At 37.1% G+C, this 19,346-nt stretch carries 18 protein-coding genes; 11 read left to right on the top strand and 7 right to left on the bottom strand.

Annotated features, from left to right (window positions below; translation table 11 throughout):
* The 8 genes from moaA (at position 1) to QL995_RS07765 (ending at position 6,785) form a co-directional block, all read left to right on the top strand.
* A complete protein-coding gene (gene moaA / locus QL995_RS07800) occupies positions 1–972 on the top strand; it encodes a GTP 3',8-cyclase MoaA (RefSeq protein WP_290293905.1) in 972 nt (323 codons plus the stop codon).
* Between the two features lies 1 nt (position 973).
* Positions 974–1,696, top strand: a complete 723-nt coding sequence (locus QL995_RS07795) for a molybdenum cofactor guanylyltransferase (protein ID WP_290293903.1) — start codon at positions 974–976, stop codon at positions 1,694–1,696.
* Positions 1,693–2,232 (top strand): molybdenum cofactor biosynthesis protein B, encoded by a 540-nt coding sequence (gene moaB, locus QL995_RS07790; protein ID WP_007585240.1) that lies wholly within the window; start codon positions 1,693–1,695, stop codon positions 2,230–2,232. Before QL995_RS07795 ends, moaB begins: the two co-directional genes overlap by 4 nt.
* A gap of 1 nt (position 2,233) precedes the next feature.
* The gene (gene moaC / locus QL995_RS07785) at positions 2,234–2,704 is read left to right on the top strand and encodes a cyclic pyranopterin monophosphate synthase MoaC (protein WP_007585237.1); all 471 of its coding nucleotides are present in this window, start codon (positions 2,234–2,236) and stop codon (positions 2,702–2,704) included.
* Positions 2,682–2,981, top strand: coding sequence for a MoaD/ThiS family protein (locus QL995_RS07780; protein WP_165721836.1), 300 nt, complete (start codon positions 2,682–2,684; stop codon positions 2,979–2,981). The genes moaC and QL995_RS07780 overlap by 23 nt, the downstream gene beginning before the upstream one ends.
* The gene (gene moaE / locus QL995_RS07775) at positions 2,981–3,436 is read left to right on the top strand and encodes a molybdopterin synthase catalytic subunit MoaE (RefSeq protein ID WP_290293901.1); all 456 of its coding nucleotides are present in this window, start codon (positions 2,981–2,983) and stop codon (positions 3,434–3,436) included. Before QL995_RS07780 ends, moaE begins: the two co-directional genes overlap by 1 nt.
* Before the next feature lie 149 nt (positions 3,437–3,585).
* Positions 3,586–6,123: a toll/interleukin-1 receptor domain-containing protein gene (locus QL995_RS07770; RefSeq protein ID WP_290293899.1), complete on the top strand. Its 2,538-nt coding sequence runs from the start codon at positions 3,586–3,588 to the stop codon at positions 6,121–6,123.
* 17 nt (positions 6,124–6,140) lie between these two features.
* Entirely contained in the window at positions 6,141–6,785 is a 645-nt protein-coding gene (locus tag QL995_RS07765; RefSeq protein WP_290293898.1) for an MOSC domain-containing protein, read from the top strand.
* A gap of 16 nt (positions 6,786–6,801) precedes the next feature.
* On the opposite strand, the gene QL995_RS07760 is transcribed toward QL995_RS07765, so the two are convergent.
* Positions 6,802–7,707 (bottom strand): LysR family transcriptional regulator, encoded by a 906-nt coding sequence (locus tag QL995_RS07760; RefSeq protein WP_290293896.1) that lies wholly within the window; start codon positions 7,705–7,707, stop codon positions 6,802–6,804.
* A gap of 126 nt (positions 7,708–7,833) precedes the next feature.
* Between QL995_RS07760 and QL995_RS07755 the strand changes: the two genes are divergently transcribed.
* From QL995_RS07755 to QL995_RS07745, 3 genes are all read left to right on the top strand, one after another.
* The gene (locus tag QL995_RS07755) at positions 7,834–8,271 is read left to right on the top strand and encodes a PACE efflux transporter (protein WP_290293895.1); all 438 of its coding nucleotides are present in this window, start codon (positions 7,834–7,836) and stop codon (positions 8,269–8,271) included.
* A 279-nt stretch (positions 8,272–8,550) separates the two neighbouring features.
* Positions 8,551–10,005 (top strand): HAMP domain-containing sensor histidine kinase, encoded by a 1,455-nt coding sequence (locus QL995_RS07750; protein ID WP_010552556.1) that lies wholly within the window; start codon positions 8,551–8,553, stop codon positions 10,003–10,005.
* The gene (locus QL995_RS07745; protein WP_033027013.1) at positions 10,002–10,451 is read left to right on the top strand and encodes a response regulator; all 450 of its coding nucleotides are present in this window, start codon (positions 10,002–10,004) and stop codon (positions 10,449–10,451) included. The genes QL995_RS07750 and QL995_RS07745 overlap by 4 nt, the downstream gene beginning before the upstream one ends.
* A gap of 153 nt (positions 10,452–10,604) precedes the next feature.
* Here the strand turns inward: QL995_RS07745 and QL995_RS07740 are convergent, their stop codons facing one another.
* The 6 genes from QL995_RS07740 to nirB all read right to left on the bottom strand — a co-directional run bounded on the left by QL995_RS07740 (position 10,605) and on the right by nirB (position 19,175).
* Positions 10,605–12,323 (bottom strand): GGDEF domain-containing response regulator, encoded by a 1,719-nt coding sequence (locus QL995_RS07740; RefSeq protein WP_007585212.1) that lies wholly within the window; start codon positions 12,321–12,323, stop codon positions 10,605–10,607.
* Between the two features lie 58 nt (positions 12,324–12,381).
* Positions 12,382–13,572, bottom strand: a complete 1,191-nt coding sequence (locus QL995_RS07735) for a HAMP domain-containing sensor histidine kinase (RefSeq protein WP_290293893.1) — start codon at positions 13,570–13,572, stop codon at positions 12,382–12,384.
* Between the two features lie 279 nt (positions 13,573–13,851).
* Positions 13,852–15,114: a nitrate regulatory protein gene (locus tag QL995_RS07730; protein ID WP_290293892.1), complete on the bottom strand. Its 1,263-nt coding sequence runs from the start codon at positions 15,112–15,114 to the stop codon at positions 13,852–13,854.
* 274 nt (positions 15,115–15,388) lie between these two features.
* Positions 15,389–16,252, bottom strand: coding sequence for a uroporphyrinogen-III C-methyltransferase (gene cobA, locus QL995_RS07725; RefSeq protein ID WP_290293891.1), 864 nt, complete (start codon positions 16,250–16,252; stop codon positions 15,389–15,391).
* A gap of 9 nt (positions 16,253–16,261) precedes the next feature.
* Complete coding sequence (gene nirD, locus QL995_RS07720; RefSeq protein WP_002959861.1) at positions 16,262–16,615, bottom strand: nitrite reductase small subunit NirD; 354 nt, start codon at positions 16,613–16,615, stop codon at positions 16,262–16,264.
* Positions 16,602–19,175 (bottom strand): nitrite reductase large subunit NirB, encoded by a 2,574-nt coding sequence (gene nirB, locus QL995_RS07715; RefSeq protein WP_290293890.1) that lies wholly within the window; start codon positions 19,173–19,175, stop codon positions 16,602–16,604. The genes nirD and nirB overlap by 14 nt, the downstream gene beginning before the upstream one ends.
* Between the last annotated feature and the right edge of the window lie 171 nt (positions 19,176–19,346).

Below are 19,346 nucleotides of genomic sequence, written 5' to 3'. Positions count from 1 at the left end.
ATGCTTAATGATCAATTTGGTCGGCAGTTTAACTATTTGCGCCTCTCAATAACCGATGTATGTAATTTTAGTTGTAGTTATTGTTTACCAAACGGGTATCAGTGCGATACACCGCGTAATTTTTTAAATAAAAACGAAATTAGCATGCTTGTAAATGCGTTTGCAGAGCTAGGTACCAAAAAAGTGCGCATTACAGGTGGCGAACCATGCTTACGAAACGACGTAACCGATATTATAAAGCTTTGTAAAAACACGCCCGGCATAGAAAAAGTAGCCATTACTACAAACGGATTTAATTTATTAAAGAAAATTGATGAATTTGCAGAAGCAGGGCTTGATGCGCTTAATGTCAGTATTGATAGTTTAAATCCGAGTATGTTTAAACTCATAACAGGGCACGACAAACTTAACCTTATTTTAAAAGGGATTGAACGCGCGGTAGAGCTGGGCATAAAAGATATAAAAATAAATGCGGTGCTTGCCAAGCAGTTTAATAAAAACCAGTTGAAGGATTTTTTAGCGTGGGTAAAGCATCACAAAGTTACAGTGCGCTTTATAGAACTAATGGAAACAGGTGACGGCGCAACATTTTTTGAAGAAAACCACTTAAGTGGGCAAACGGTTAAAGCCCAATTACTCGACCAAGGCTGGTTACAAGTAGTTAGGGGGAAACTAAACGGACCCGCTGAGGAATTTTGTCATCCTGATTACGATGGTCGTATTGGTTTAATAATGCCGTACAGTAAAGACTTTTGTAAAAGTTGTAATCGCTTAAGGGTGTCGGCGCTAGGTAAATTACACTTATGCTTGTTTGCCGAACAAGGTATAGATTTACGCGAACTACTAAACGAGGACGATACTGCAGCGACCGTAAAAGCAATTCGAGCTGCTATGGGCAATAAAGAAATAAGCCATGAGCTAGATAAACGCTTAACAGGTGCGACAACTCACTTAGCTATGTTAGGTGGCTAATATGGGAGTTGATGTGAATACTCATATAGAAGCTGATATAAAAGCTAATATAAAAGTTAAGCGAGATTTTACAGGCGTTGTGCTTGCTGGTGGTAAGTCATCAAGAATGGGCACAGACAAAGCCGATTTAGTTTTAAAAAATAAAACGCTATTGCACAATGCGTGTGATTTATTAAAAGACGCAGGTGCTAAAAATATACTAATAAGCCGCAACGTTACAAATCCAGTCAAGTCATTGAACCATTATTCACCGAGCGATTATCCCTCAGAAAAGTACGTTAAAGATATATACCCAAACAGTGGGCCCCTTGGCGGAATTTACTCAACATTAATAGCCACTGAGCACGATTTACTTATTACTGCGGTAGATATGCCTCTACTTACGAGTAGTTTGTTAAGCACAATAGTGCTGGCTTCTCAGACAAATAACGTACAAAGTGTGAGCAATCAATTAAATCAGTCACAAATACATGCTTGGCACTTTGAAAATGAACCGCTACCGCTGTATATTCGTAATACAAGCAGTGTAAAAAATCATTTAAAACACATACTCACAAACGCAAACAGTCATAAATCAATAAAACAGTTTACCCAAAGCATTGGTGTGCAAACGCTTTTATGTAATAAAGCGCATGCATTAATAAACACCAATACACCGGCGCAATTTAAAGCTGTAAATGAGCATTTTGACCTAAGCATTAACCAATTGAGAAGAACATTATGAGCCACACAAGCGATACACAAATACCTTTAAACATTGCCGTACTTACAGTAAGCGACACGCGCGATGCGATTACCGATACTTCTGGTCATTACTTAATTAAAGCGCTAACTGAGGCGGGTCATCACTTAGCGGATAAAGAAATTGTAAAAGATGATGTTTACCAAATGCGCGCTATTGCATCGCAGTGGATAGCCGACGACACGATTCACGCTATTTTAGTGACTGGTGGTACAGGATTTACCGAACGTGATTCAACACCAGAGGCATTTGCGCCGCTGTTTGATAAAAGCGTAGACGGCTTTGGTGAGCTATTTAGACATATATCGTACGGTGAAATTGGTAACTCAACTATTCAATCTCGTGCACTTGCAGGACTTGCTAACAACACCGTTATTTTTTGTATGCCAGGCTCTACAGGCGCATGTAAAACAGCGTGGACAGGCATTATAAAAGATCAACTTAACTCAATGCATAAACCGTGTAACTTTGTACCGCACATTACCATTGGTAAAAAGTGTGAATCGCGTGAGCAATAGTATGCTAAGCCACGTAGACGAAAACGGCCAAGCTAATATGGTTGATGTATCGCTCAAAGACGTAACCTTGCGTGATGCCTCAGCTGAAGCCTTTATTAGCATGAGTAAGCTTGCCTTTGAGCAAGTGATGCTTAATCAAAACAAAAAGGGCGATGTGTTAGGCGTGGCACGTATTGCGGGTATTCAAGGCGCTAAAAAGTGCGCCGATTTAATCCCGCTTTGTCATCCGCTTGCACTTACTAAAGTAGCTGTTGATTTTGAACTTGATGAAGCAAACAGCCAAATTAAAATAACCAGCTACTGCAAACTTGCCGGTAAAACTGGCGTAGAAATGGAAGCGCTAACAGCGGTATCTGTGGCTAGCCTTACTTTGTTTGATATGTGTAAAGCAGCCGACCCACTAATGGAAATTAGCGGTATGCGCGTTACTCAAAAAGCTGGGGGCAAAAATGGCAGTTGGCAGCGAGATTAATCCAAACGATGCTATATCTAGCGCCCAAAATGTAGAGTTATTGTTTTTTGGGCAACTAAAAGAGCGCTTGAAGTGCAGTAAATTAAGCCTTGAGATTACGCAGCCGCTTAGTATTTCAGAGCTTAAATTAAGATTAGTTAGCCAATACCCGCATTGGCAACCGTGGCTGGAGGAGCGTGAGCTACTTGCAGCGCTTAACCAAACTATGTCATCAAGCGACGAAATAGTGAAAGCAGGGGATGAGCTTGCCTTTTTCCCGCCGGTTACAGGTGGCTAATGAGCATACATATTCAAGTACAAACCGATGATTTTAATGTAGGTGACGAGCACAATACGCTTTGTAGTAATAATAAAAGCGATGGCGCTGTTGTCACCTTTACAGGTTTGGTAAGAGAGTTCAGCAGTGGCGATAACGTTATTGCACTTGAGCTTGAACACTACCCTGGTATGACCGAGCAGCTGCTTCAATCTATTGCAGAGCAAGCACAAACTCGCTGGCAACTGGCGAGAATATGCATTATTCATCGCGTTGGTTACTTAGCACTTGGCGAGCAAATTGTATTTGTAGGCGTAACTAGCCGCCATCGCCAAGCCGCGTTCGAAGGCGCACAATTTATAATGGATTACTTAAAAAACCACGCCACGTTTTGGAAAAAAGAGCATTTTAAAGACTCATCAAATTGGGTTGAGTTTAAACAAAGCGACAAACAAGCGCTGGGCAAGTGGGAGTGATAATTGTTATTAAGCTCTCTTTTTTGTTAACTTTATAATAATTAAAGACTTGTCCGAATAGTAAGACAAGTGCTATGTTGACTATAAGAATTAATAATTTTGTCTTCGAAACTTGAATAGACATACATAATGATAAGGAACATCAATATATGCCACCATTAAATTTCTTCTATAGTTATTGCCATCAAGATCATGATTATCGAACCACTTTAGACAGCCACTTGTCTATGTTGGTTAGAAATAAAGTAATTAATCAGTGGTACGATGGAAAAATTACCGCTGGTAGTCCTTGGGAAGATAAAATTATAGAAAACTTAGAGAATGCAGATATAGTAGTATTCTTGGTGACAAAAAATTGGCTGAATTCTGATGCGTGTATAGAGGAGTGGGATAAAGCTAAATTGTTTGCAAAGGAACAGCCTAATAAAAGGCTTATTCCGATTATTGCTGCAGAATGTGCTTGGAAAGATTTTGATGATATGAAGTCAAAGTTAGTGTTACCGCAAGATGGAAAGCCTGTATCACAATGGAAACCGATGGACTCTGCTTGGAGTTCTGTATATGACGGTATCAAACATGTAGCTTCAGAAGTAAAAAAAAACTTTAAATTGAAGAAAAAATTTGAAACTGAACTTAAAAGTATTGAATTTTGTTCTACCAATTCTAAAGACATCTTCCTAGAAGATGTCTTTGTTTTCCCTAGTCTGACGGCATACTCAGATGATTTAAATGGGGTCGAGTTAGCAGTAAAGTCACTTGATGAACTAATAGAAGAGCCTCTACAGTTTATTGTGGGAGAAAATCAGTCAGGAAAAACAAAACTCTGCTCATGGATATATTTACAGTTAAATAAGATTGAGCATCCATGCTTATATATAGACCTTGCACAAATAGGGGCTAGTAAAGATAGGGAAAAAATTCTCAAAGAGAATTTTATAAAACAGCAAACTGGAGATTTTCATTTATGGTTAAACTCACCAAATAAAACTATTATTTTTGATAATCTTAGTAAAGATAGTAACTGTATAGAATTAATAAAGTTCGCCGAAGAACACTTCACAAATATAATGATATTCACGAGTACCGATGTTTATAGATCCTATTATATTGATGATGATCGATTTGTGGATTTTAAAAGAATAAATATAAAACCCTTTTGCCATAGCAAGCAGGAGGATTTAATAAAAAAATGGCTAGAAATAAAAAGTAGCGGCGATGATATTAACCATAGTCTTATCGATGCCATTGAGAATAATATAAACTCGATTATTATTGATAATAAAGTTTTACCTAGATTTCCTTTTTTCATTCTTTCTATATTACAGACTTACGAAAGTTTCATGCCTGAAAACCTTAAAATAACTGCATATGGTCACTGCTATCATGCTTTAATCGTAGCCCGCTTGATCAAGTCTGGTATAAATCAAGAAGACAGTGCTTTGGAGTCAGCCTTCACCTTCTGCTCTAACTTAGCATATAAAATTTTTGAATCAGAAAATGGCTTGAACCTTTCAGAAGAGCAATTTACTAAATTTAAAGAAGAATATTCTTCAGAATATATTATTAAGAATTCAATTTTTAATCGCCTTTTTAGTGAAAATGGTTTATTGACAAAAAATCATGGGAAAATTGAATTTGCAATTTCTTATTCATATTACTTTTTTTTGGGAAAGTACTTAACTGAAAATTACTTAGCAAATAAAGACAAAATCTCAGCGATGGTAGAATCAAGCTATGCCAGACACAATTCTTTAACTCTTATTTTTACAATCCACCATGCCAATGACATAAGTATTATTGATGAAATTCTGGCACATACAATGTGTGCTATAGACCAAAAGCAGCCAGCGAAATTAAGTAAAGAAGAGACATCAATTTTTAATAGTTTATTAAATGATGTAATCCCCAATAGACTTCACGATAACAGTAGTGACTGCAGAGAGATTGAAACTGAAAGAGCAAAGGAGCGACAATTTAGAACTCAACATGAGGAAGATGTTGGATCTAGTGATGAAGACATTGAGCAGTTGGCATCTGAAAATAAGCTCTTAAATCAAGTTTTTCAATGTAATAAAAATATAGAAATATTAAGCCAGATACTTAAAAATAAAACGGGCAGTTTGAAAAAAGCAAAAATTGCTGAAATAGTAGAGACTTTATGCGATGCAGGGCTTCGGTTGGCTTCAATACTTTTAGGCGACGACAAAGAAATTAAGGCATGTGTTAAGTTTGTGTATGATCAATATAAGCTATCAGATGAGTATGATAGTACTAAAACTGACTCTTATCATTTAAAGAAAATTCAGAATATTGTTACTTTTAGATGTATGGTGTGGGTAATCAGCTCAATTGAGAAGTCTGTGAAAGCAATTAACAAGCCCGAGCTGAGAGAGATTATAATAGATATTGTTGACCAGAAAAACACACCAGCGTACCACCTAATTAAATATTTTTATATGCTCGATACATGCGACAAATTTGATGGTAACTTAAAGCATGAACTTGAATTTATGATGAAGAGTTACACTAAAGATAAGTCTATGTTTTTAAATAAAATTGTTTCGATAAGAACGCAGCATTATGAAAGGACACACCGTATAAAAGAACAGCACCGACAATCAATATTTTCACTGTTAGGGTTGAAAGATAAGAAGATGAATGCAAAGTTAGATATGCTTAAGTTGTGACTGTAGAGTTCGAATTAATGAAAATCATCTCGACTAATATCTCTAAAATTAAAACTCTTATTCAAAATGGTAAAGAGGTGAAAACGGGAATATTCAAAACCCCAACTAACGAACCTGTAGTGATTGAAAAACTAAACATTATAGGTGATGAGCAAGCTGATTTAGTTAATCACGGCGGGGTTGATAAAGCGGTTTACGCGTTTTCGCACAATCATTATGATTATTGGAAACAAACCCTCGAGAATGATGATTTAGCAATGGGTGCCTTTGGCGAAAACTTCACAATTTCTGACCTTGATGAAGCGACTATACACATAGGCGACCATATTCGAATTGGTACTGCACTGCTTGAAGTAAGTCAGCCTCGTGTGCCATGTTTTAAACTCGCTATCGCCCTTAATAATAAAAACAGCCTTAAACTGTTTACCCAGCATTACTGCACTGGCGTATACTTTAGGGTACTAGAGCAGGGAGTTGCAAAAACGGGTGATAGTGTTGTTATCGAGAAGAAAGCCTCGCACGACATATCAGTTAAAAAACTGTTTCGGGCATTTTTTGATAAAAAATATCCAGATTATGAAAGTGTATTATTAGCAGCACTTGAACTACCCGAGCTTGCGCTTGAGTGGCAAATTAAGATTAAAAAGAAGCTCGCAATATAACGCCGTGTGAGCGCTGTTAAACTTTAGCTTTCCAATCACCTTCTTTTAAAAAATGTTGCTGTAAAAGGGTTAGTAAACTTTCAGTAACTGGGCCTGTAGGTTTACTTCTTGATACCACACAGCCTAAAGGCGTTAGCCAACCACCTTGCTCATGCACTACAGGAAGAGCAACAAGGTCACCTTGTTTAAGTTGTTGTTTTATTGCCAACTCAGGCACCAACGCCCAGCCCACATTTTGTGTTACCAAATCTATAAGTGTTTGATGAGTATTGGCGTACCAAACCTTTGCGCTTATAGCATAGCTAAACCATAACTCTGATTGATTAAGGCTACGGTGAGCACATTGCCTATGTGCTTTTAAGTCACTGCTATTTACTTTATTAAGTTTAGCAAGCGCATGTTGTGGCGACGCAATTGTTAAAAATCGAGCTTGGCCTAGCAAAAAAAAGTCCATATCTACCTTTAATTCACCATCACTATATATGATGCCTATTTGCGCTTTACCTGTTTTTATAAGTTCTTCTACATCAAATGTGGTAGCTGATATTAGCTCAAAGTTCGTAATAGGGTACTGCTGTGCAAGTGGGGCTATTATTTTTAAAATTCCATGATTACTTATACTCTCGTCAATCGCAATTACTACGTCTTGCTCGTTGTTTTTAGCAAGAGACTCAACTTTTTGATCGAAATAAGTTTGGTGTTGCAGTATTGAATAAGCCACAGGTAGTAAGGTTTTTCCACTTTTTGTTAAAGTGGGAGTGTTTTTATTACGGTCAAACAATGTTTGGTCTATTGCAATTTCAAGGTTAGAAATAGCTTGGCTAATACCCGACTGCGCACGCTTTAATTTACGGCCGGTTGCTGAAAAAGAGCCTGTTTCTACTACGGTTACAAATATTTTTAGTTGCTCTAAGCTGTACATTTTATTCTACTTTATCTAGAACTATATACTCATCTTATCACTATAGGTGATAGTTGCTAACTTTTGTAATTAAATAAATCTGTCATTATCACTACACTTAAATATTAATAGATAAAAGAGGATATTATGACAGGGAAAATGGGGGCAACAGAGCGAGTATTTCAGGCGGTTTTGTTTGAGATTTTAGCCGTGTCGTTATCAATTTTAGGTTTAGCACTATTTACAGATCATGCAATTGGGGCTCTATCGGGCACTATGATTATAATTGCAACGATTGCGATGTGTTGGAATTTTGTTTTTAATTGGTTTTTTGACAAAGTAGCTACCGGTGCAAAAGAGCAACGTTCTGTATTATTCCGTATTTTTCACGTGATTTTATTTCAAGGCGGGTTACTTGTTTTTACTATTCCCGTAATGGCGAGCATTTTAAACGTAGGCTTATGGGAAGCATTAATAATGGATATCGGCGTAACTTTTTTTATAACCCTTTACGCTTTTACTTTTAACCTAGTGTACGACCACACACGAGCCTATATTTTTCATTCAAAAAATGCTGCATGTTAATACACTTTTTAAATATGGGATGACTTAACAAAGTTTTGTATTGTATTTGCCAATGCACCAGTACTTTTAGAGGCGTAATATTACCCAAGTTTGCTTTATAGTGGCAAAAAACTAATAAAGGATCTTTTTATTAAAAGTGAATAAAGCTAAATATCAACTGTTATTCATAGAGGAGCTAGTAAAAAAGATAAAATCTGCTATACCTAAGGTTATAAATACTATAATTATTATAGTGTTATTTAAAGATTTTTGGGTTAGTAGCTAAAATAGGTGTCGTATATGAATATCTCAAGAAAACTGATGCTTATTGTAATATTAACTGCAGCAGAGATAAGTATTACTGTCTACTCAGCTTTTGAAATAGCTAAAGGGGCTAAGTTTCATCAACTTAACTTTCTTCATTTAAAGTATACACATCAACTTACCAAGTCAGTTAAAAAAATAGAAAATGATATCCCCATAGATATAAATGCCATTGAGTCGGATATATTGTTAATTAGGCAGCAACCTATTGAATGTATTGAACAAATAAACCCGTTAAATTATGCTGTTATGAAAGTTATTAACACAGATCATACATTAACAATCTGTGAAAACGATATTGAAATTGCTGATAAAGCCTTATTGTCAGTTAATCAGTATAAAAAGGGGGAACTTAGTAGAGACGCTTTTTTACTAAATCTTAATACTTCGCTAAGTGGCTTTAATAAAAATACGGAGCTGTTTGAGGAACCAATTAGAAAAACAGTATCGTTTATACTAATGACGTTAATTCCACTTGTTATAATCATATCTTTTTTTAATATTCTTTTTATAAGTTATCTTTCTCGCACAATATCGAGCTCTATTCGAAATCTAACTCTACTTTTATCAAGTAAGCCCGAAAACAATATTAATCTGGACGATGAACTTGATATAAAAACGTCGGGTGAATTAAAAGCACTCGTTATCGCGGCCAGACAGCGAATTAAAAATGATCTTTTAAATATTGAAAACAGTATTGAACTCAAAGAGATTATAAACAGCCAAACAGCTTCCCTGCAGCAAGCAAATGATGAGCTTGCCCAGTTTGCTTATCGGGCTTCTCATGACCTGAAGTCACCGCTGTCAGGGGCTAAATCCTTAGCGCATTTTGTTATCGAAGATATAAAAGCGGGAGACACAGAGGAGGCAAGCCGAAATGCACTGGTTATTTATCAACAAATGGAAAAGTTAGAAACACTTGTTGTTGATATTTTATTGTTAGCCAAAGCTGAAATTGGTAATGAAGATAAAGATGTAATTGACTTTAATCAGTTAATTACTGATATGAAAGAACGACTGTCTTGGCTCATGAAAGATAATCCTTGTACGCTCGAAACAACAATTAATCTATCAGTACCTATAAGGTCGGAAAAAGCGCGTTTTGCTCAAATTATTGAAAATTTGATATCAAATGGGTTGAAGTATTACGACAGAAATAAAGACTCGCCTTATGTCCGCTGTGACATTTTTAATGAGCAAGAGACGTTTTTTATTACTGTTACAGATAACGGAATGGGAATACCACAAAAGCATCAAAGTGAAGTGTTTGATATGTTTAAGCGATTTCATGCACAGACGAGCACAGGCTCTGGTTTAGGGATGGCGCTGGTTAAAAAACATATTGAGTATTTAAATGGTGAAGTATCACTGCAAAGCTCTGATGAAGGTACGACGTTTAAAATAATAATACCAATGGATAAGCTAACATGACAAAAATTAAACCCCCTATATTAATTGTCGATGACAATGAAGTTGACCGGTATATTCTTAAAAGATTAATTAAAGAGGCTGAATTAGATCTTACAATTTTTGAAAAAAAAGATGGCCAGGAAGCATTAGAATTTCTAGAAAATTATGAAGCTAACAGAAAAGAGTACCCTGATGGATTTCCTCCAATACTCATATTTTTGGACATCAATATGCCAAGAGTCAATGGTCTTCAGTTTTTAGAAGAGTTTTCTAAACTGAGGAAGATGATAGAAATCAGTTCGTGTGTGGTTATGATGTTTAGCTCATCAGAAAGAGAAGAAGAAAAAAAGATTATAATGTCACACGATTTTGTTAAAGGTTACCTTGTAAAAGGAAGTTTTCAGGCAGCAGAGTTAAAAGAAAAAGTATTGGCTGTCATCGGTCAGCATTTGGAAAAACACAGCTGATTTGCATGTGTTTTAAGTTTTAACCCGCTAGGCTGTGCCAATTGGAGAGCCTTTAGTTTGAGTATGTGACACAAACCAAAGGTTTTTAGCTTAAGGTTATAAAGGTGTTTGATTTAAGCTTCAATTTTACAAAGGTTCAAAATAACCTATTTATTAAAGGCTTATTTTTTTACTATAGTCATCGAGCAGCAAATTAATTTCGTTTACAGGCATAGGCTTTGAAAAGAGAAAACCTTGCAGGTAGTCTATATTTAATTTTTTACACAGCTGATGCTGGGTTTCAGTTTCGATTCCTTCAGCTACCACAGAAAAATCTAGTTTCTTCAGCATTAAAGATAAGCTCTCGATTATTTTTAATCGTTTATTATTTTCTCCACCTAACGATTGCATGCTTTTGTCTAATTTTACTATATCAATAGGGTAGGAAATAAGGTGAGATATGGATGAATAACCCATACCAAAATCGTCCAAAGCAATCCTAAACCCTTTATTAGACAAAGAAGTTAATATTTCAATCACTTCTTTACTGTTTTCCATAAAAGCTGTTTCTGTTATTTCCAGAATAATACTACTGGTTTTTAAATTGTATTTTTCGACCGTCTCTAATAGATACGTTTGTAAAACTTCTCTTTGCAGCTGTATCGGTGAAATATTAATAGATAGAGTTAACGGCGTTTGATAGTCTTTCTGCCACAAAGATAACTGCTTTAAAGCGCTCGCAATTATCCATTTTCCAAGAGGGGCTATTAATCGGCACTCTTCAGCAATAGGAATAAACTCATCGGGGGTATAATTAACGGTTGTATCTGGCCAACGGATAAGGGCTTCGACACCTGTCATTATTTGTGTTTTTGAACAGTAAACAGGTTGATAAAATAGCCTAAAGTTTTTTTCCTCTATATGCTCTTTTATACTATTTTGAATATCTACCCGACGACTAAATTCATATTGATATTGCTCTTTGTAAAAGCTTATTCTACTTTTACCACTTTGTTTTGAGCGATACATTGCAATATCAGCACATTTTAGCAGTTCATGAGATTCAGTAGCATCATTTGGGTATATGGCGCTTCCAATGCTAACACTGCAATTTAAAGTTCTGCCTTCATGCAAAAAGGGTTTAGAAACTTCAGCTAAAATTCTATTTGCTATCATACCTATTTGATTAATATTGCAAATTCCACCTATTATAACTGCAAATTCATCGCCTCCTAAGCGTGCAAATCCTTCATTTTGCCTCAGGCAACTATGAATCCTTTCTACTGTTTGTATTAAAATTTCGTCGCCGACACTATGCCCAAGCGTATCATTAATATTTTTGAAGTTATCTAAATCTAAAGCAAGTAACGCCACGCAGTTTTTAGCACGTTTATTGTTAGCTATCATTACTTTTAGTATTTCTTCAAAATGATATCGATTAGACAAACCAGTAAGCTGATCCCGTTCTGCCATATGCTTTACAGCAAGATAACTGTTGTGCATACGTTGTTCTGCCTCGAAGCGTTTTTTGGCATATATAAGCGCTTTATTTAAACTATCCCTCGTTATATCACCTTTTGGTAAAAAGTCTTGAGCGCCGGCTTCTATACACTCAATAGCCAAAGCTGAATTTTCTGAGGAGCTAATCATGATAATTGCGGTGTTACCGAGTTTAGGCTTTGCACGCATTTCAATTAGCATTTCAATGCCATCTTCTTTAGGCATATTATAATCGAGTAGTATTATATCAAAGTGCGTGTCTTCAATGGCTTTCAAGCCTTCGGATACGCACGTTACCTCGGTAATGTCATGATGATGAGAGCCATCAGAAATAAGCATTTTTTTAATTAATTTGCGATCAACTAAGTCATCATCAACAATTAAAATATTCATAAGTTCCTTCTAAGAGCAGCATCTACATGATGCTCGTTTATAATTGATAATTTCATAGTTAAACTTTGGGCCAAAAAATAGTGAATGTACTGCCAAGTTCCCCATCGGAGGCTACTTCAATTTTGCCCCCATAATTAATAATGAGCTTATTGGCAATACAGAGTCCAATGCCGCTCCCTTCAACATCATCTCGAGATTGCAATGTCTGAAATAACTTAAATATGAGTGAAAAATATTTAGGGTCAATTCCAGGGCCATTATCTGTTATCTCAATAATGTAATATTGATTAGAGGGGATAAGTGAAATATCGATAACCGGGTGCTCTTTATTGTTATGTTTTATTGCATTACTAATAAGATTTTGAAAAACAATTTTAAAAGGGATCAGCGGTATATCGAGTACTTCGTTATTGGCGTGTATATCAACAGTGACAGCTTGTGAAACTTCTAAAATTTGTTCTATATCTTGGTAAATACTTTCTAAAGATATGTTTGCATGAGTTGAATCACAGCTATTTATTCTCGAGTAGCTTAGTAAATCTTCTAGCAGTACTTGCATTCTATTAGCCCGGCTGAGCACAAGCTGAAAGTTTTCTAGGTGCTCTTGAGGGAGTAAATCTTTACAGTCATCATAAATCCACTCTAATAAACGTTTTATAGCATTTAATGGTGACTTTAGATCGTGTGAAGCAATACTGGTAAATTCATCTAGTTCATCGCTCATTTTTTGTAATTTTTTGATTAGGCGATCTTTGTCAGTTTCGTCTTCTTTTAGCTCGCTAATTGTTGAGTGAAACTTAGAACTGTTTATTTTATCTAATGAATTTTTACGTTGGACTAACTGATTAACAAAGTTTTTTTGTAAACTATTTAAGATTAATTTTTCTTTTTCGGTAAGTAGTGAATCACTTGCTCGGTCAAATATAAACCATCCAAATTTAAGGTTTGAGGGCAAAATAATAGGTGATACCACTCTAAATATTTTAGGAGCATGCTCGATAATCGATTCATTAAAAACGTCATCAAATAGTTGCTCTTTAGCTACTGTTATTTTTGAACCTGATTTATATAGCTCGACAGCACGTTGAGGCAGGTTAGCAACAATAGAGAATGAGCTTGCATCAAAAATGTTTAAAATTAGCTCAGCAAAGCTTTTTAAGCTTGTTTGAATGTCATTATCAAGAGAAGTCGTTAATTGCTGCTCATCTATTAATGATACACCTTCTAAATAACTCTCTACATTGGGCATTCAAACTCCTACAACAGTATTAAATAAATATGCCTCATTAAAATGAGATGCAACAAATGATTAACTTATTGTAGTTGATTATTTTGAATGTGTTGAATTATTCACTTTATAAATTAACGCCAAATTAAAGCCTTACCTTATTATAGTCAGTAGATTATGAAATTATTTTTAAATAAGGGAAAACGCAGTCTGGGCGTGAAATTTATAACTGAATAAATAAGTATTATGTAGAGTAGTGTTCTTACTAAAGAGCAACATGCCCAAGTAAAAACAGCATATTTAATCGCTCATTTGTACAATTGTTTGCGCTACGTTAAATAAGGTTTTATGTGTATCCATTGCTTGTTTTTGTAGCTGTTTATGGGCTTGCTCTTCAGTGAGTTTTAACTGTTCAATAAGTATATATTTGGCTTGGTGAATTACCTTTTGCTCACTAATTACTTTTTTAGCATCAAGTAACGCTTGGTTTATTTGTTTAATATGCTGGCTTTGCTCGATAATTAAATCGTACATACTTTTATTACTATTGAGCTTATCGGCCGCTATGTTTTGGCTCACTTCTGGCTCTGGTTGCTTAACGGCTAATTGGCCAAAAGTAGGGGCTATGTGTTGCTCTACCATATTGTTAAGTACCTGCTTATTTGTATTTAAGCTACGTTGAGCACAGGCTATTTGCATTGCTGCGGTATCAATTAACTGATCTGCTATATTTTGTTCAATTTTGTGCATTATATCTATGCGCGTAGTGGTTACTTCGTACCATACTTCGCTAAGTTGTGAGAGCGGTTGAGCGTTCTCGTCATCGAGCTTTTGCAGTAAACTTCTAAGTTGCTCTACCTGATTATTAACCTGATGCGTTGTTAGTGTGCCAAAACATTTTAAAAGGTGCGCATCGGCGTACTCATTAAAAAAGTCAAAGCTGTGGTTTTGCTCTTGTACAAAATGCGCGAGTTGTTGTTTTTGTTCTGTGGTAAATTTACTCGCTGCAAATGCTTGTGCACCACAGGCACGCTCTTGTCCTGCGTATTCTTTACCTTGCATAAAATTAAAAAATGCGACTAATAAGCGCGTTATTTTGGGATCGCTTGCGCCATCAGCTGCCTCTAAAATAATATTGAGCAAACTAGCAATTAACTGAGTGAATGACTGCGTAGCATGTACCGCACTAATGTTTTGTTGTGCTATTTGCTTGCGCAATACCGGTAATGCATCGAGTGCTTGTAAGCTATAGGTAATTAAATTAAATAACCGAGTATGGCCAGTATCGGCGTTGTCGTTTATAAATGTTTGTTTAAGAGAATCATAAAATGCAGTTTGTGCGCTGTCGCTTAAAGGGATTTGTTCTTGTAATTGGGTTTTAAATCGCTCTCGATTTGAGGCCAAAAATATATTACTCATTGCGCGTTCTTTTTGTAACTGATGTACAAAATCGCCTAATTTAGTAAGCGAGGCACAACTGTTTTGTAATTGCTTTAGCGCGTGTATTTCTTGATACTTTGCTGCTAATAAAAACTGTTTTGTGAGAGGATTGCTTGTCGCCATTGGTATTATTCCACACTTTTTTGTTTTTAAAGTGCAACCACTGTTCCAATCATTAATAAATTTCATCATTGAATTTAAAATCAAGCTAATACAATTGCTTAAAGTGTTGTTTTTGTTTGCCACTGTTTTTCTATAATTTAAATTACCATTACTTTTAACTTATTTGGTGCATTTAAACATGTTATTGCACACAACTTGAACCCAAATTAAAAACAAAAAAAGCGCCTACTCCTGGGGAGGTAGTAAGCGCGAAAAGTGCATTATTCATTTTGTATCATGCGTTAACATTTATACTGTTTAATAACTCAGGGCTAATTGCCATTTTATGATTTATTACTTCACCAATCATAATAAGGGTAGGGCCTTGAAGGTTGTGTTTAGCATGCTCATTTACTATCAGTTCAAGCGTACTAGTAATTACTTTTTGCTTAGTGGTAGTGGCATTCTCTATTAGTGCAATGGGTGTATTACTTGGCCAGCCCACTGATTGCAAACCGTTGCTTAGCGTTTGTAAGCGCGAAAGCCCCATATAAACCACTAAAGTGGGGTTGTTGTTTGCAGGCATAAACGCGTAATTTTGCCAATGAGGTTGCTTGTTAGGATCGGCAAACTGCGCCGTTAAAAATGTAACACTACGCGCTACATCGCGTGCAGTGAGCGGAATACCCGTATAAGCAGAAGTAGCACAAGCCGTTGTAACACCCGGAATAATAGCAAAATTAATATTATGCTTGGTAAGTGCATCGGCTTCTTCGTTAATACGTGCAAATATACTCGGATCACCGCCTTTTAAACGCACTACGTTTAAGCCTTGTTGCGCGTATTTAACCAGTAGTTCGCAAATGTTAGCTTGGGTCATCGAATGCTTACCAGCACGTTTACCTACAAATACACGCTGTGCTTTTTTAGGAAGCGTTTTTAATAAATCATCGCTTACTAACCAATCGTATAAAACAACATCGGCGGTATTAATTAAACGCTGCGCTTTTACCGTAATTAGCTCTGCGTCTCCTGGGCCCGCACCAATTATATAAACGTTGCCGCTTTTAGCACTGCGATCATTTGAGCCTGTTAGCTTAGTAACAAGCTTATTTAGCCACACGTTTTCAATACCCGAAAAATAAGACAGTACACTCATAATATTCCCCTAAGCCACAGCTGTTGTAACTTTTGGTTCAGAGCTTATAAATACACTGCCGTCTTCAATTTTTGCATTAAAAACCGGTAAGTGTATTGCTTCTGCTTCTAAACATTCGCCTGTTTCTAGGCAAAAGTGTTGCTTATATAAAGGCGATGCGACAACTAATTTATTGTCGATTGAGCCAATAATGCCACGCGATAATACATTGGCTTTGCCAATCGGGTCGTAGTTGCTAATGGCAAACACAGCCGTTGGATTTTGTGGAATGTAAAAAATAGCCACTTGCTGATTATTAACTAATGCGCATACGCCGCTATTAGCCACTAGGTTGTCGATTGTTCCAATATTATGCCAAGACATCAGCTTGCTCCTCTTCAACTTCCATTACTGGAATACGGTTTTGTGTATTACGTTGCTCACGTTTTTCGGCTTCTGTAGCAGGGCGAATTTGGTTACGCTCTTGCACAAACAAAATGTTGTCGTCGGTTTCGGGGCTATTAACAAACTGGCGGAATCGTTTGGCAGCATCTGGGCTTTCAATGGCTTTTTTCCACTCACACGCATAGGTTTGTGTAATTAATTCCATTTGCGCTTCTAGCTCATCGCAAATGCCTAAGCTGTCGTCAATTACGACACTTTTAAGGTAGTCTAAACCGCCTTCAAGATTTTCCATCCATACCGACGTACGTTGTAATTTGTCAGCTGTTTTAATGTAAAACATAATCACGCGGTCAATGTATTTAATCAGTGTTGGCGTGTCTAAATCGGTTGCAAATAAATCAGCATGGCGAGGGCGCATACCGCCATTACCACACACGTATAAGTTCCAGCCGTTTTCGGTAGCTATAATGCCAATATCTTTACTTTGTGCTTCGGCGCATTCGCGAGTACAACCCGATACCGCCATTTTAAATTTATGCGGTGCACGTAATCCTTTGTAGCGGTTTTCTATTTCTATTGCGTGTCCAACGCTGTCTTGCACACCATAACGACACCACGTACTACCCACACACGATTTAACGGTTCTAAGAGACTTACCATAAGCATGACCTGTCTCAAATCCAGCTTCTATAAGTCGCTCCCAAATAACAGGAAGCTCTTCTAAGCGCGCACCAAATAAATCAATACGCTGACCGCCAGTGACTTTGCAGTACAGGTTAAAATCTTTTGCTACTTGTCCTATTACAATGAGTTTGTCGGGGGTTATTTCGCCACCCGCAATACGCGGTACCACAGAGTACGAACCATCTTTTTGCATATTTGCTAGGTACGTATCGTTAGTGTCTTGTAAGCCAACATGAGCGGGCTCTAAAATGAAGTCGTTCCATGTTGAGGCTAAAATAGAGGCAATGGCAGGTTTACATATTTCACAGCCATGACCGCTGCCGTGTTTAGTTAGTAAGTCATCAAAGCTTTTAATGCTTTCTACTTTTACCATGTGCAGTAGTTCTTGGCGTGAATACGCAAAGTGCTCACATACATGGTTGTTTACTTCAACTCCGCGACTTGCTAATTCGTTATCAACAACTGATTTTAATAACGCGGCACAACCACCACAGCCGCTTGCTGCTTTAGTGCATGATTTTACCGATGCTAAATCACATGAGCCGCCATCAATTGCACCTACAATGTCGCCTTTACTCACATTGTGACACGAACAAATAGTGGCGGTGTCGGGTAGGGCACTGCCCGATAACGACGGTGCGCCGCCGCTGTCTGGTAAAATTAAACACTCAGGGTTTTCTGGTAAGTCCATGTCGTTAAGCATGTACTGTAATAAAGTATCGTAGTCGCTGGTATCGCCAACAAGTACAGCGCCCAGTAATTTATCGCCTTTCTCACTTAGTATGATTTTTTTATAACAGCCGCGAATAGCGTCTTGGTATATAAGTTCTTTGCAGCCTGGCGTTTTTGCATGAGCGTCGCCAATTGAGCCTACTTCTACACCTAATAACTTAAGTTTTGTGCTCATGTCGGCACCTAAAAACTCAAGCTCGCCGCCACTTAATTGACTCGCTGCAACGCGCGCCATGTTGTAACCCGGTGCTACTAAGCCAAATAGTTTTTTGTCCCACAGGGCACATTCACCAATGGCTAAAATATCAGGATCTGACGTTTGGCATTGGTTATTAATAATAATACCGCCGCGTTCACCGAGTTCTAAATCAGCAATTTTACCTAGCTGATCATACGGGCGAATACCTGCAGAGAACAAAATAAGGTCTGTTTCTAAAAATGTCTCATCCGAAAAATTTAATCTAAAGCGACTCGTTTCGCCTTTTACTATTTCACTGGTCGCTTTTGATGTATGCACCGTTACGCCGAGTTCTTCTATTTTATTTTTTAGTAGCGTACCGCCTTGTCCATCAAGTTGAACAGCCATAAGTTGCGGTGCAAATTCAACTACGTGGGTATCAAGCCCGAGCTGTTTAATCGCATTTGCAGCTTCAAGCCCTAATAAACCACCGCCAATAACAACACCGCTTTTACTTACAGCGGCACTGGCTTTTATTTGTTCTAAATCTTCTAATGTGCGATACACCAAACAATGGGGTTGGTCGTTACCTTTTATAGGCGGCACAAATGGGAACGAACCTGTCGCGAGTACAAGTTTGTCGTATGGGTATTGCTCACCGGTTAATGTGGTCACTATTTTTGCTGTTCTATCAATGCCTTCAACCCACTGGCTGGTATGCACATTAATATTGAGTTGTTTATAGTTGTCGTGAGTTGTAAGTGCTAAATCAGCGGCTGTTTTGCCATCAAATACACTTGATAAGTACACGCGATCGTATGCAAGATTTGCTTCTCCGCAAAGTACAGTAATGTCTGCGTTGGCATCGCTTTGGCGCATTTGCTCAACAAAGTGGTGTCCGACCATACCATTACCAATAATGAGTATTTTTTGCGAGGTTTGCATAGGGCATTCCTTAAAGTGACGGTTTAAATACAATTAACAAAAAAGCCCGCCACAAATACGCAATATGCATAACTGTGTGCGGGCTTCTTTGCCGATGGTTGCTAATAGCTATTGTGCTAACAACCTAAATTTTTGCCGTAAGTAAAACGGGCTTGTTAATAGAATGTTTGC

It is taken from the genome of Pseudoalteromonas sp. APC 3358, from assembly GCF_030408075.1.
GTDB lineage: Bacteria > Pseudomonadota > Gammaproteobacteria > Enterobacterales > Alteromonadaceae > Pseudoalteromonas > Pseudoalteromonas arctica.
The sequence above is the reverse complement of the archived record's forward strand: the minus strand, read 5'-3'. Positions and strand labels throughout refer to the sequence as shown.

What these genes read in the sequence shown, in the direction of transcription:
- QL995_RS07760 (WP_290293896.1), bottom strand. Translation starts at nt 7,707, where the DNA reads ATGTACAGCTTAGAGCAACTAAAAATATTTGTAACCGTAGTAGAAACA.
- moaA (WP_290293905.1), top strand. Translation starts at nt 1, where the DNA reads ATGCTTAATGATCAATTTGGTCGGCAGTTTAACTATTTGCGCCTCTCA.
- QL995_RS07780 (WP_165721836.1), top strand. Translation starts at nt 2,682, where the DNA reads ATGGCAGTTGGCAGCGAGATTAATCCAAACGATGCTATATCTAGCGCC.
- QL995_RS07750 (WP_010552556.1), top strand. Translation starts at nt 8,551, where the DNA reads ATGAATATCTCAAGAAAACTGATGCTTATTGTAATATTAACTGCAGCA.
- QL995_RS07740 (WP_007585212.1), bottom strand. Translation starts at nt 12,323, where the DNA reads ATGAATATTTTAATTGTTGATGATGACTTAGTTGATCGCAAATTAATT.
- QL995_RS07770 (WP_290293899.1), top strand. Translation starts at nt 3,586, where the DNA reads ATGCCACCATTAAATTTCTTCTATAGTTATTGCCATCAAGATCATGAT.
- nirB (WP_290293890.1), bottom strand. Translation starts at nt 19,175, where the DNA reads ATGCAAACCTCGCAAAAAATACTCATTATTGGTAATGGTATGGTCGGA.
- QL995_RS07755 (WP_290293895.1), top strand. Translation starts at nt 7,834, where the DNA reads ATGACAGGGAAAATGGGGGCAACAGAGCGAGTATTTCAGGCGGTTTTG.
- moaC (WP_007585237.1), top strand. Translation starts at nt 2,234, where the DNA reads ATGCTAAGCCACGTAGACGAAAACGGCCAAGCTAATATGGTTGATGTA.
- moaB (WP_007585240.1), top strand. Translation starts at nt 1,693, where the DNA reads ATGAGCCACACAAGCGATACACAAATACCTTTAAACATTGCCGTACTT.
- QL995_RS07765 (WP_290293898.1), top strand. Translation starts at nt 6,141, where the DNA reads ATGAAAATCATCTCGACTAATATCTCTAAAATTAAAACTCTTATTCAA.
- cobA (WP_290293891.1), bottom strand. Translation starts at nt 16,252, where the DNA reads ATGAGTGTACTGTCTTATTTTTCGGGTATTGAAAACGTGTGGCTAAAT.
- moaE (WP_290293901.1), top strand. Translation starts at nt 2,981, where the DNA reads ATGAGCATACATATTCAAGTACAAACCGATGATTTTAATGTAGGTGAC.
- QL995_RS07745 (WP_033027013.1), top strand. Translation starts at nt 10,002, where the DNA reads ATGACAAAAATTAAACCCCCTATATTAATTGTCGATGACAATGAAGTT.
- nirD (WP_002959861.1), bottom strand. Translation starts at nt 16,615, where the DNA reads ATGTCTTGGCATAATATTGGAACAATCGACAACCTAGTGGCTAATAGC.
- QL995_RS07735 (WP_290293893.1), bottom strand. Translation starts at nt 13,572, where the DNA reads ATGCCCAATGTAGAGAGTTATTTAGAAGGTGTATCATTAATAGATGAG.
- QL995_RS07795 (WP_290293903.1), top strand. Translation starts at nt 974, where the DNA reads ATGGGAGTTGATGTGAATACTCATATAGAAGCTGATATAAAAGCTAAT.
- QL995_RS07730 (WP_290293892.1), bottom strand. Translation starts at nt 15,114, where the DNA reads ATGGCGACAAGCAATCCTCTCACAAAACAGTTTTTATTAGCAGCAAAG.